The sequence below is a fragment of the Pseudoalteromonas sp. A757 genome (assembly GCF_004103285.1).
GTDB classification, from domain to species: domain Bacteria; phylum Pseudomonadota; class Gammaproteobacteria; order Enterobacterales; family Alteromonadaceae; genus Pseudoalteromonas; species Pseudoalteromonas galatheae.
Genome location: NZ_QNQN01000071.1, coordinates 148,910 through 161,248 on the forward strand (window position 1 = coordinate 148,910; position 12,339 = coordinate 161,248).

Annotated in this window: 11 protein-coding genes and 1 riboswitch; of the genes, 7 read left to right on the forward strand and 4 right to left on the reverse strand. The window is 42.7% G+C overall.

Translation table 11 applies throughout. The features are described from left to right. The first annotated feature begins 9 nt into the window (after positions 1 to 9). From DRB05_RS14920 to DRB05_RS14935, 4 genes are all read left to right on the forward strand, one after another. Positions 10 to 930 (forward strand): ornithine carbamoyltransferase, encoded by a 921-nt coding sequence (locus tag DRB05_RS14920; protein WP_128727648.1) that lies wholly within the window; start codon positions 10 to 12, stop codon positions 928 to 930. A gap of 11 nt (positions 931 to 941) precedes the next feature. Beyond that, a complete protein-coding gene (locus DRB05_RS14925; protein ID WP_128727649.1) occupies positions 942 to 2,153 on the forward strand; it encodes an argininosuccinate synthase in 1,212 nt (403 codons plus the stop codon). Positions 2,154 to 2,167: 14 nt separating this feature from the next. Then, positions 2,168 to 4,033 (forward strand): argininosuccinate lyase, encoded by a 1,866-nt coding sequence (gene argH / locus DRB05_RS14930; RefSeq protein WP_128727650.1) that lies wholly within the window; start codon positions 2,168 to 2,170, stop codon positions 4,031 to 4,033. 400 nt (positions 4,034 to 4,433) lie between these two features. Further along, complete coding sequence (locus DRB05_RS14935; protein ID WP_235956580.1) at positions 4,434 to 4,889, forward strand: hypothetical protein; 456 nt, start codon at positions 4,434 to 4,436, stop codon at positions 4,887 to 4,889. A gap of 192 nt (positions 4,890 to 5,081) precedes the next feature. On the opposite strand, the gene DRB05_RS14945 is transcribed toward DRB05_RS14935, so the two are convergent. Both DRB05_RS14945 and coaD read right to left on the reverse strand, forming a co-directional pair. Continuing rightward, a complete protein-coding gene (locus DRB05_RS14945; protein ID WP_128727652.1) occupies positions 5,082 to 6,440 on the reverse strand; it encodes a capsule assembly Wzi family protein in 1,359 nt (452 codons plus the stop codon). Beyond that, entirely contained in the window at positions 6,437 to 6,919 is a 483-nt protein-coding gene (gene coaD, locus DRB05_RS14950) for a pantetheine-phosphate adenylyltransferase (RefSeq protein WP_128727653.1), read from the reverse strand. The genes DRB05_RS14945 and coaD overlap by 4 nt, the downstream gene beginning before the upstream one ends. A gap of 185 nt (positions 6,920 to 7,104) precedes the next feature. Here coaD and DRB05_RS14955 point away from each other — a divergent pair, with 185 nt between their 5' ends. Next, on the forward strand, positions 7,105 to 7,761 hold the full coding sequence (locus DRB05_RS14955; RefSeq protein WP_128727654.1) for a TetR/AcrR family transcriptional regulator: 657 nt from the start codon (positions 7,105 to 7,107) through the stop codon (positions 7,759 to 7,761). 218 nt (positions 7,762 to 7,979) lie between these two features. Continuing rightward, positions 7,980 to 9,437, forward strand: a complete 1,458-nt coding sequence (thiI, locus tag DRB05_RS14960) for a tRNA uracil 4-sulfurtransferase ThiI (RefSeq protein ID WP_010374240.1) — start codon at positions 7,980 to 7,982, stop codon at positions 9,435 to 9,437. Positions 9,438 to 10,098: 661 nt separating this feature from the next. Here the strand turns inward: thiI and DRB05_RS14965 are convergent. Together DRB05_RS14965 and DRB05_RS14970 are read right to left on the reverse strand one after the other, a co-directional pair. Next, positions 10,099 to 11,001: a 2-dehydropantoate 2-reductase gene (locus tag DRB05_RS14965; RefSeq protein WP_128727655.1), complete on the reverse strand. Its 903-nt coding sequence runs from the start codon at positions 10,999 to 11,001 to the stop codon at positions 10,099 to 10,101. Further along, entirely contained in the window at positions 10,994 to 11,266 is a 273-nt protein-coding gene (locus DRB05_RS14970; protein ID WP_128727656.1) for a VanZ family protein, read from the reverse strand. Before DRB05_RS14970 ends, DRB05_RS14965 begins: the two co-directional genes overlap by 8 nt. Positions 11,267 to 11,496: 230 nt before the next feature. Here DRB05_RS14970 and DRB05_RS14975 point away from each other — a divergent pair, with 230 nt between their 5' ends. After that, complete coding sequence (locus tag DRB05_RS14975) at positions 11,497 to 11,979, forward strand: YajQ family cyclic di-GMP-binding protein (RefSeq protein ID WP_102057584.1); 483 nt, start codon at positions 11,497 to 11,499, stop codon at positions 11,977 to 11,979. 89 nt (positions 11,980 to 12,068) lie between these two features. After that, positions 12,069 to 12,315, forward strand: a riboswitch (cobalamin riboswitch). The last annotated feature ends 24 nt before the right edge of the window (positions 12,316 to 12,339 follow it).

Sequence of the window (12,339 nt, forward strand, 5' to 3'; positions counted from 1 at the left end):
GAAAACACCATGACTAAGCATTTTTTAACTGGTTTGGAATTAGACCAAACTAAAGTTTTGAACTTATTAAAGCTTGCAAAAAATATTAAAAATCAACCGCAAGAATATAACCAAGCCTTAGCTGGCAAGTCGATAGTCACGCTATTTGAAAAGCCGAGCTTAAGAACAAGGCTGTCGTTTGATATCGGTATCCATAGATTAGGCGGCCATGCTGTGTATTTAGATCAGCAAAATGGCGCAATGGGGGCGCGTGAATCTGTCAAAGATTTTGCGCTTAATATTTCTACTTGGGCCGATGGCCTTGTGGCTCGCGTAAATCACCATAGTACGCTTGAAACGCTCGCTGAGTTTTCGTCGGTGCCTGTTGTGAATAGTCTATGTGATTTATATCACCCTTGCCAAGCGTTGGCTGATTTTCTCACTTTATTTGAAACCTATGACGATGTCAGTCAGATCAAAATCGCTTATCTCGGTGAAGGCAACAACGTAACACATTCATTAATGTTGCTTGCGGCTACACTAGGCACTGATTTTGTGGCGGTTTGCCCTAAAGGCCACTCTCCAGATGCACAAATTGTTAAGCAAGCTGAGCAAATTGCTGCGGTAAATGGTGCCTCGGTTCTGGTCAGCGATCGGGTAGAGGCGGCGGCTGGCGCTAATGTGCTCTACGCTGATACTTGGGTTTCGATGGGGAATAAAACGCCAATTGAGCAGGTGAAAGACACCTTTATGCCATATCAAATCAACCAACAATTGGTTGAAGCGTGTGGCGCACAAACCATTTTGCACTGCCAGCCAGCACATCGTGAGTTTGAAATTACTTCCGAAGTGATGGATGGGCCAAAGTCAAAAATTATTCAACAAGCTGAAAACCGCATGCATGCCCAAAACGCATTGCTGGTATCGCTGTTAAACAAAGATTACGTTTGAGGTTAAAGAACATGAGCAAGATTAAAAAAGTGGTACTGGCTTACTCTGGTGGATTAGATACATCAGCGATTGTACCATGGTTAAAAGAGAACTATGGCTGCGAAGTTGTCGCCTTTGTTGCCGATGTAGGTCAAGGTGAAGAAGAACTGGTTGGGGTTGAAGAAAAGGCAATCGCATCAGGTGCCTCTGAGTGCCATATCGTCGACTTAAAAGAAGAAATGGTTAGCGACTACATTTATCCAACCCTTAAAACAGGCGCTATCTATGAAGGAACATATTTACTGGGCACTTCAATGGCGCGTCCTATTATCGCCAAAGCACAAGTTGAAATCGCTCGTAAAGTTGGCGCGGATGCACTTTCTCATGGTTGTACAGGCAAGGGAAATGATCAGGTGCGTTTTGAATCTTGCTTCTCAGCGCTTGCGCCTGATCTTAAAGTGATCGCACCATGGCGTGAATGGTCACTATCAAGTCGTGAATCGCTGCTTGACTATTTGGCCGAGCGTAATATCCCTTGTGCAGCCTCTGCCACCAAAATTTATAGCCGTGATGCCAATGCTTGGCATATTTCTCACGAAGGTGGAGAATTAGAAGATCCATGGAATGAGCCAAGCGATCAGGTTTGGACCATGACTAATTCTCCAGAAGCCGCACCGGATCAGCCTGAATATGTATCTGTATTAATCGAAAAGGGTGAAATCACAGGTGTTAACGGTGAGCGTTACAGTCCTTATCAGTGTCTAGTTAAGTTAAACGAGATTGCAGCGCAGCACGGTGTTGGTCGTGTCGATATCGTGGAAAACCGCCTAGTCGGCATGAAATCTCGTGGCTGTTATGAAACGCCAGGTGGCACTGTGATGATGGCTGCATTACAAGCGATTGATGAGCTGATCTTAGACAAATCTTGTCGTAAATGGAAAACCGCGCTTAGTGAAGAGTTTGCACAGTTAGTTTATGACGGTCGCTGGTTTACTCCGCTGAAGGATTCAATTCTAGCTGCCGCAGAGTCTTTCGCACAGCAGGCAACTGGCGAGGTGGTACTTAAGCTTTATAAGGGCCATGTACATGCGGTGCAAAAGCAATCAATCAATAGCTTATACAGCGAAGATTTTGCCACATTTGGTGAAGATGACGTATATGACCAATCTCATGCGGAGGGATTCATTCGTCTATTCTCACTATCTAGCCGGATAGCGGCGTTAAACAAGCAAAAGCAATCTTAAGGTAGGAGAGCGAGATGGCATTATGGGGCGGCCGTTTTTCATCAGGTCCTGATGAGGCATTTAAGCAATTTAATGATTCTCTGCCATTTGATTATCAATTGGCAGAGCAAGATATTGTTGGCTCTATCGCTTGGGCGGGTGCGCTAAAGCAAGTAGATGTATTAACTGAAAGCGAACATCAGCAGATCATTTCAGCGCTGAAACAGCTTTTAGAAGAAGTGATTGCAGATCCGCGTAGTGTAGCAACCGCGGGACATGAGGATATTCATTCTTATGTTGAAGCTAAACTTATCGACAAAGTGGGTGATTTAGGTAAAAAGCTGCACACAGGTCGAAGTCGTAACGACCAAGTAGCCACAGACTTTAGACTGTGGAGCCGGAAAACGGCGCAACAACTGCTTGTGGCACTGGGTTCACTAAAGCAAGCTTTGGTTACACTTGCAGAGCAGGAGCTTGGTACTATTTTGCCAGGCTATACCCATTTACAGCGTGCTCAGCCAGTACTCTTTAGTCATTGGTGTATGGCTTACGTTGAGATGATTGAGCGTGATGAATCGCGTTTAAATGATGCGCTTGAAAGGTTAAATGTGTGTCCACTTGGCTCTGGTGCACTGGCGGGGACTGCTTATCCTATCGACCGTGAAGCGTTGGCTGTCAATCTTGGCTTTAGAGAAGCCTCTCGTAATAGTTTAGATGCGGTCTCTGATCGTGACTTTGTGGTTGAGCTACTCAGTTGTGCGTCTATTTCTATGATGCATTTATCTCGCTTTGCTGAAGATTTGATCTTTTACAATTCTGGTGAGTCTGGCTTTATTGATCTGGCTGATAGCGTGACGTCCGGCTCATCCTTGATGCCACAGAAAAAAAATCCTGATGCCTTAGAGCTTATCCGCGGCAAAACAGGCCGAGTTTTTGGCGCCTTTAGCGGCATGATGATGACGCTTAAAGCTTTGCCTTTGGCCTATAACAAAGACATGCAGGAAGACAAAGAAGGCCTATTTGATGCCATGCCAACTTGGCTTGCATGTATTCATATGGCTGAAGCATGTGTTAAAGGAATTAAGGTTAATAGTGATAAAACGTTAGCGGCTGCAAAAGGTGGTCACGCCAATGCGACAGAGCTTGCGGATTATCTCGTTGCTAAGGGAATTCCGTTTCGGGAAGGCCACCACATCGTCGGTGAATTAGTGCAGTTGGCTATTAGTAAGGGGCAAAACCTCGAGGATCTGAGTTTAGAAGAATTCCAGCAAGTCAGCGCTGTAATTGCAGAAGATGTTTACCCTGTACTCGAAATTGATGCTTGTATTGCCGCTCGTAAAGCATTAGGCGGCACCTCATTGCCACAAGTAACCAATGCCATTAAAACAGCAAAAAAAAAGCAAAAAATTCTAGTACGTGATGCCAATTTAGACGATGTTGAAGCCATTGCTGGACTGATCCAATATTGGGCCAAAGTAGGTGAGAACCTACCGCGAGCGAAGAGTGACATGATCCATAGTATCAATGAGTTTGCGGTGACTGAGGTCGATGGCAAAGTGACCGGGTGTGCATCTTTGTATATTTACGACACTGGGCTTGCTGAAATTCGCTCTTTGGGTGTAAATCCCGAGAGCGAAATAAAGGGACAAGGGCAACTTTTAGTCGAGCATTTGCTGGTGAAAGCCAAAAAATTGGCACTCAATCGTATTATTGTGCTAACTAGAGTGCCGGGCTTCTTTACGAAACAAGGTTTTAACAACTGTACCAAGGATAGCTTGCCTGAAAAAGTGATGAAAGACTGTGAGTTGTGCTTGCGCAAGGATAACTGTGATGAAATTGCGATGGATTTCATTATAAAACAAACGTCTAGCTTAAGTATTCCGTGTAAATTTGTGGCTTAACATCAAGCTTTCTTAAAACAAAAAGAGCGCTAACAAGCGCTCTTTTTGTATGTAATTCAACCGATTGAATTTTTTAAATAAATATTGGCATATCCTGTGCTTGATTAATCCCGATAATTTTATGTGGTTCATTTTTGGGAACCTGATTTCGTATGTAAATTTTGAGGGAAATTTCATGATAAAAACAATCCTAGCGAGAAAAAATCAAGCTAAAACAGCTGGTCAAACAAAGTCGCTTTCTGATAAGGTAATTCAATCTGGAAGTAAACTTGAGATGGTATCTGGCGCACGTGGAAGTGTAATTACTCCGCCTGGGTCTAAAGAGCCGTACTAATGATTAATGTTAATTTATGACTTTTTTGGTATGAGTATAGGAGCCCTTGTAATATGGGGCTTCTTGATGGCTTCACTGTTACATCTATTTTTTTATATACTAAAAGTCCAGAAAAATTTACAGCTACTCTCTGCTTCTACTCTGTTATTTACCTCCTACTTTGTAAGTGATTTTATCGTTGTCTCTGATAGCTATAACACAGCTATTCACGGCATATTCGCTTTGTTTGATCTCTTTACTTTATTAGCTCTTTTTCTTGTCAGTTATGTCTTTTTTAAAGATGAAAAGCTTGAGGTCGGCGTTTTATATACTATGGTAGGTTTGGCTATTAATACAGTTATGTTCTTCTTCATGTATATTGATACATATATTTATGAAAATGTAACGCGTTGGCTGTTATGGTATTTGTACTCATATTTAGTGATTTCTATAGACTTTATTATGGTTACTTCTCTATTAGTCAATAAAGATTGGTTAGGTATTAAATGGGCTATAAGTAAGGTGAGAGCTAGGGTAGCTTGAAAATTTAGTCGGTTTAAACAGTGATTTTTACTTACTTATCAGTATTTTGTGCTCGTTTTTCTGTTTTTTGTGCTTGCAGGTTATATACTATCGGAATGTATATAACCGATTGGTTTTTAATTGTCGTTTTGCTTATTCCTAAGGATTTCCTTGGATTATACGCCATAATAATAGAGCGGCGATGGCCGCTCGTTAAAATTGATATTCCACGCTCAACGTGAGTGCTGCGTGGCTTTCGTCTTCTTCCTGAGACTTATCTTGCCATGCTTTTACGCCAATTTTAGCAAGCGCGCCAAATACACCTTGTTGGTAACCAAGCTCGAGCTGGTTTCGTTCAACGTCTAATGTGTCAAATTCAACTCGTTTCAGTTTGGCAAAAGCACCAACGCCACCTGTGCTGAAGTAATCTAACGCGAAAGTGAGGTTTTTAGCGTCCAACCCCGAGCTTGCTCCAAGCCAGAGATCGCGCTCGCTGTAGTTCGCTGAATCCACTGTATTGTCTCTTGGGCAAAGCGCGAGCTTTAGCTCGTCTTTACAATCAATGCTTGTATCTGAATATTCAATAAAGCTCTTGAGACGATAGTCTTTACCACCCCAGTAGCTTTCAATACCTAGGGTGTACATCGGATTGCTTGGTAATGCACCACTGTCATTATTACCTGCAAACTCACCGTATAAAGCGAGCGGTTGATTAGCTATCCGAGTGGAGTATTTGAAGTCAACGCTGGTGAGGCGTTGCGTTTGCTTTTCGCTTTCAAGATTTTGTTGTTGATAAACAAAGTCACTGGATGTTGTACTAAAGCCAAGTTCTAAACCTTGAATCGGAAAAGCGGCCGCTCTAAACCCCCAAAAATCGCCATCCTTTTTATTGGCTATATTCGGGCGTTGCTTTGCCATAATGGCTGTTACTTGCCAAGGACCAACGAAAGAGAAAAAGCTCGGTCCAATATAGTTGTTATTGGCACGACTTAAACGAATCGCCTTCATGGGGGCTGCGTTGTTTGAAAGCATCAGCGCATTTTCGTTGCTCGGTCCCCACCAGTAACTCAGTCGCTCAGCGCTGAGAGACCAATTACCAAACAACACTGCAAGGTGACTGCCGTGGTGATTAACGTATTTTCCATCTTGGCTTTCATCTGCGTAGTTAACTGCAACTTTAGCGCTAACAGCACTACCTGTAATAACGCCATAAGTACGCAGGCCTGAACGTTCATTTTGACGATCACCAAAGCCTGTGGAGCGCTCTTCAGCACCATTAAAATGTGCTTTTACGCTACTATATCTTTCTCTTTTTGCTTGTTTTAGCGCATGGCGTAAATGTGCCAATGCAAAACTTGCGGTTTCAGAGAGGTTTCTGTCATCAATAGCGGCAAGGTCATTAACAATACCGCTCCACAACAGGGGATACTGATTAACTGGGCGATTTATCACACCTTCTGCAACCAGTAAATCTATGCTGTGCTTAAGCTCACTTTGCGACACCTCTATCCAAGGTGATGCATGCGCATAAGTACCAACCAATACGGCTAGGGATAATAGGCACTTTTTCATCCGTGTAGTTTTTCCTCTAAAGCTTGGGCAACCAGTGGGTGAACAAATTCACTGACATTACCTTTATGAAGTGCAACTTCTTTTACTAAAGTTGATGAGATAAATGAATTCTTTTCAGATGGCGTTAAAAATACGCTTTCCAAATCGGGATGTAAACGGCGATTCATATTGGCCAGCTGGAACTCATAGTCAAAATCAGACACAGCTCGAATGCCGCGGATCAGCACGTTGGCTTTTTGCTCTTTCGCTAAATCAACTAACAATCCTGAAAACCCAATCACCTTTACATTTTTATGTGACTTTAAAATTTCTTCAGCCAAAGCAACACGTTGCTCTAGTGAGAAACAAGGCTGTTTATTTGGGTTGTGGGCAATTGCCAAGATCACGGTATCAAACATTTTTGCTGCACGTTTGATTAAGTCTTCATGTCCATTAGTAAGGGGATCAAATGTGCCAGGGTAGAGGGCGATGACTTTCATAAGCGTAACTATGTTGAATTTTTTTGTATGGTAACAAGGTTTTTTTGAAAAAACACTGGTCAGCTTTGTCGGATCTAAGCTTATCTAGAGTTAAAATTAGTGCTATTTTTTCATATGGAGCGCGAAATAACCTAGCAACCCTAGCAATAGCGCGACCACATTATCAACAAAGATAGAGAATCGTAATGAATACCAAGGAAAAAATAATACGTACCAGCATCGCGTTATTTAATTTGCATGGAGAGCGCGCGATTACGACAAACCATATAGCGTCCAGTTTGGGGATTAGCCCTGGCAATTTGTACTATCATTTTAAAAATAAAGAAGACATCATTCGGCAAATATTCGCGCTTTATAGTGAGCATTTAAATACACACTTTAAGCCACTGGAGCAGCATAACGAACCGCTTGAGCAGCTAACTCAATATTTAGACTCCTTGTTCGACCTGATGTGGCGTTATCACTTTTTCTACGACAACCTGACAGACATCTTGGCTCGTGATGATGAATTGAAGAAAAACTACATTGCTTTTCAGTCACGCTTACTCGAGCAAGTAAAAGCTGTAGTAATTGGCCTAAGAGATACGGGCGTGATCACCATAGATGATGACGATGCAAAGGAGCTCGCCCATATGTTGAAGATGACCGTTAGCTTTTGGACTCCCTATGTTAAAGCCAGAAGAATGACGGGCGTACTTGAGCAGCAGGATATATACAATGGCATTGTTAAAGTACTGATGATTTTTAAACCTTACGCGACGCCTATGAGCGCACCAAAGATGGCACAACTTCAGCAGCATTATCAAGCACTAGCAGAGGCGAGCTTACCGAGTATTGCTTAGCCTTAAATAATTAAGCGAGCCTTTTACCTTGGCGAACACGGGCAAAAGGCTTTGTAGAGCATAAAGGGAAAAGGTTTGTTTATTTCCTAATCGGCTCTGAGTTTGATATACTCGCGCGCCCGAACTGTCCTCGGTCAGTGTGCGCCACGATAAAGTCCGCTTAGGTCAAATCAGTGCGTCATCGCAACCGATAATCGATCTGTAGTAGAGTGACTTTTATGCTTAAATTTATCGTCAAATTACATCCCGAAATTGCTATTAAGAGCAAATCTGTCCGTAAGCGTTTTACCAAAGTATTAGAGAAAAACATCAAAATGCTGTTGGTTCGCGTTGACGAAAACGTAAAAGTTAAAAATAACTGGGACAATATCTCAGTGACGAGCGAGTTAAGTGACGAGAAAACCCGTCTTGGTCTGATCGACCATCTTAAACGCACGCCAGGTATTGTGCAGTTTATTGAGGTGCAAGAAACACAGTTCGATACGCTTGATGATATCTACCAACAAACGATTGCTTTGGTTGAGCCATTGATCAAGGGCAAAACGTTTTGCGTGCGTGTAAAGCGCCAAGGTAAGCATGAGTTTACTTCAAGCGATGTGGAGCGTTATGTTGGTGGCGGTTTAAACCAAAATGTAGAGGGTGCCAGCGTAAGACTGAAAAAACCTGATGTGACAGTTAAAATCGAAGTCAAAGACAATAAAGCGTATATCGTTCGTCACCAGCACTTTGGTCTAGGTGGCTTCCCATTACCAACTCAAGAAGATGTGCTGTCTTTGGTTTCTGGCGGGTTCGACTCGGGTGTTGCAACTTATCAAATGATGAGAAAAGGCGCGCGTACGCACTTTTTGTTCTTTAACTTAGGTGGTGCAGCCCACGAAATTGGCGTTAAGCAAGTGAGCCACTACTTGTGGAAACAATTTAGCTCTACTCACAAAGTTAAATTTATCACGATTGACTTTGAGCCAGTTGTTGCAGAAATTCTTGAGAATATCGAAAGCGGACAAATGGGCGTGGTACTAAAGCGCATGATGATGCGTGCAGGTGCTGTGGTCGCCGAGCGTTTAGGGATCCCTGCACTGGTAACTGGTGAAAGTATTGGTCAGGTATCAAGCCAAACCTTGGCTAACCTTAACGTGATCGACCGTGTTACAGAGATGCTGATATTACGACCGCTTATTCAACACGATAAAGAAGAAATCATTCGTATTGCCAGAGCGATTGGCACCAACGAAATGGCAGAAGCAATGCCTGAATATTGTGGTGTGATCTCTCAAAAACCAACGGTAAAAGCACAGCTTCACAAGATATTAGCTGAAGAAGAAAAGTTTGACTTTGATGTGTTGAATACAGTTGTGGCTAACGCGACGGTTAAAGATATTCGTGACATCGAAGCTGAAGCAAAAGAAGAAGTGAAAGAAGCGGAATCGGTAAGTGAATTACCAGACAACGCGGTGGTACTAGATATTCGTTCTCCAGAAGAGGAAGATGCCAACCCTCTTGAACTAGATGGTGCACAAGTGATCCACTTACCTTTCTTTAGATTAGCTACTAAGTTTGGCGATTTACCACAGGACAAAGAATACTACTTGTACTGTTCGAAAGGCGTAATGAGCCAGTTACAAGCGCTTATTCTGCATGAAAATGGCTATGCTAACGTCAAGGTGTACCGTCCTTAAAAAAGCGTGCTAACAAGCGTTGGGTGAGGCTTTAGGATTTACCCAACGTACATTTTGTGGGGAGGTAAGAGGTTGTTTGTTTATCCCCGTTTATTTACTAGGTATTTTGTAGCTGCCCTCCACAGTTAGTATCAAAGTGCATCCATGTGTTCCTCATTCATTCTTTTGAAACGACGCGATCGAGCGAGCCAAGAAAACGTCGCCCCGACATCATACTGAATCCTAAAACAAAAAAACTGATAGGAAAGCAACCGGCATCCCGCCAACACATTGCATATAGGCTTATGCTTCTTGGGTGTGATGAAAGGGGAATTATACCAGTTGTATTAAGTAAATGATCTATCTTGAAGCGGGGAAATAGCTTTAGTAGCACCGCTCTCGCGTCCTGCTACCGCTAAGGTACCTATATCCATATAGGCAAGGCAAAAATTTTGCTATTTAGTTGTTCTAAATGAGAAATTTTTAACGAAGCTAATATGCTATTTCACCCTTCAAATTGATTAGAGAATTAATTCAATTGGTATTAGCTGCTTGTGAGATTTTCTACGGCTTTAGCAGTTAAACTGCTTGCAGGTATTGCAAAAACGCTCAACGAGCTATATCCCTAATTCGCTGGGTAAATAGTTTTGTGGAAGGTGGTTTACCTGCCGAGAAGTTAAGCCTATTGTCGCGCTAGCTGCCAGTGCTTATTCACTTCCTCAAGTAATTGTTGATTAAACGGCACATTGATATTTTGCTTCGCTGCTAGCTCGCAAATATACCCGCACATGGCGTCAATTTCTGTGCGCCGATTATTCGCGAGATCTTGATTCATTGAAGAACGATTGTTAGCGGTTTGTGCCATCACGGTGTAAGCAAGCGAGACTAGCTCGCTAAGCGCTAAGGTTACGCCTGTACCTGCGGCCACAAGCTGTACTTCATTCATTAAATTAAGGATTTGGGTTGCGTATTTGGGCTGTTTTAGCTGACCATTTGTGACTTGTTCCAATGCACTTAGCGGGTTAATGGCAATATTAACCGCCAGTTTTTTCCAAAGTGTTGGCATGATGTCAAACGTGGTTTGGGCATTTTCAAATGTGCTAAACAGTTGCGAGAATACACTCTGGTAATGGCATTCGGCTGGTAAATTTAACGGCCCAAACCAAGTTGCGCCTTGCCCCGTATGGTGTACAGTGTCTGCGACTTTATAGCCTGCAATGGATGTGCTTAAGAAGTAGGCGGATTGTGTCGCGTCAAGCGCTGCTAACTCACAAGACCAATCTACCATACCATTATGACTAAGTATTAGCGTTGCATTTTTTGAAAGTGCAGGGCGAAGCGCTCGGAGTGCTTCGATGACCTGATATGCTTTAACGGGAATGATTAGCGTATCTATACTGCTGACTGGGAGTTCTGCAAGTGTTTTGGTGCTGCAAGGGATGGTGTGTTGAGTACTTGCTGTTTGATAGCGATAAGTCGCCGCGCGTTTGTTTCGAGTGATAAGCGTAATTTGATGAGATTGACTAAGGTGCTGGGCGAGCAGTAAGCCTATCGCCCCTTCACCTAAAATATGTATGTTAGCCATGTTTTCTGCTGCGCCAACTTGTCCAAATATAAAATAGAACAAAATAACTGACTGCACCGGCTACATCAGCCAAAAAATCAGCGGTAGATGCTTGACGGTAAGGCAGTGTATGCTGCATCCACTCAATTCCTGCTCCATATAAAGAAAGCAGAACTAAATGAAACCATACTTTGAACCTAAAAGCATGATGAGAAATAAATGCTAGCACAAAAAACACGCCAAAATGTGCCACTTTATCGATATTTGGCAACAATTTTGGAGACAAGCTAATTTCCTTTGCGAATAGCACTGTACATATAATCAAAGAGATAATCAAAAGAGCTTTATAAACGCGCCGTGTCACAATACATCCTACTTCTGTATGACTAAGCGAGCAGTATAACATCGAAAACTGTCCATTGGGTGAACATCCTAATACGCTGTTTAAAAACTTAAAGTAACTCAAATTAAGCATAAACTGCTATAATCGAGCCAAAATGACTTTAGGAGAGAAGCATGCCTTCATTTGATATTGTATCTGAAATTGATATGACAGAAGCAAAAAATACCGTAGACAACGCGGTTCGCGAGCTTGACACGCGTTTTGATTTTCGTGGCGTAGATGCGTCAATCGAGCTAAACGGTGAAATGATCAACCTTAAAGCGGAAGCAGAACAACAAGTTATGCAATTGTTCGATATGCTAGTGGGTAAAGCGGCGAAGCGCGGCCTTGATGTGGCAAGCTTCGAGTTAAAAGATATTGAGCGCTCTGGCAAATACGTATCGCGTAAGGTGGCGTTAAAGCAAGGCATCGACAAAGAGATGGCGAAAAAACTGGTTAAGCTTATTAAAGACTCAAAAGTTAAAGTTCAAGCGTCAATTCAAGGCGATACGGTGCGTGTAACGGGTAAAAAGCGTGACGATCTGCAAGAAACGATGCAACTTGTTCGCACCGGTGAGCTTGGTCAGCCATTTCAATTCAAAAACTTCCGCGACTAATTACGCCTTACTTCATTCCAAAAGTGCATAGATTGCACTTTTGGATTTCTAGACGTCCATTGACAATCATTCCGAAACCCAAGACAATAGCCTCGCATTTTCAAGGTGCTGTACACAACCTAGTGTGGTTGCTAAGTGTATAGATAATCGGGAAACTGGTGCGAACACAAGGGAACATCTAATTACGTTAATCAATGATAAATTGAGTAAGACCGCTTATTACACGTGATTAGCTTGGATCGGTTCTATGCCAGCGCTGCCCCCGCAACGGTAGAGTGAACTGCCAATCTGCAGATTTACTGAGCCCGGAGACCGGCCTTGAAACAGTCACTTTGTGTTCTTGTACGGTGGGTACAAGTT

Coding starts and splice junctions, on each gene's coding strand:
- DRB05_RS14925 (WP_128727649.1), top strand. CDS start 942: ATGAGCAAGATTAAAAAAGTGGTACTGGCTTACTCTGGTGGATTAGAT.
- argH (WP_128727650.1), top strand. CDS start 2,168: ATGGCATTATGGGGCGGCCGTTTTTCATCAGGTCCTGATGAGGCATTT.
- DRB05_RS14965 (WP_128727655.1), bottom strand. CDS start 11,001: ATGGCTAACATACATATTTTAGGTGAAGGGGCGATAGGCTTACTGCTC.
- DRB05_RS14945 (WP_128727652.1), bottom strand. CDS start 6,440: ATGAAAAAGTGCCTATTATCCCTAGCCGTATTGGTTGGTACTTATGCG.
- DRB05_RS14935 (WP_235956580.1), top strand. CDS start 4,434: ATGGCTTCACTGTTACATCTATTTTTTTATATACTAAAAGTCCAGAAA.
- DRB05_RS14920 (WP_128727648.1), top strand. CDS start 10: ATGACTAAGCATTTTTTAACTGGTTTGGAATTAGACCAAACTAAAGTT.
- DRB05_RS14975 (WP_102057584.1), top strand. CDS start 11,497: ATGCCTTCATTTGATATTGTATCTGAAATTGATATGACAGAAGCAAAA.
- coaD (WP_128727653.1), bottom strand. CDS start 6,919: ATGAAAGTCATCGCCCTCTACCCTGGCACATTTGATCCCCTTACTAAT.
- DRB05_RS14955 (WP_128727654.1), top strand. CDS start 7,105: ATGAATACCAAGGAAAAAATAATACGTACCAGCATCGCGTTATTTAAT.
- thiI (WP_010374240.1), top strand. CDS start 7,980: ATGCTTAAATTTATCGTCAAATTACATCCCGAAATTGCTATTAAGAGC.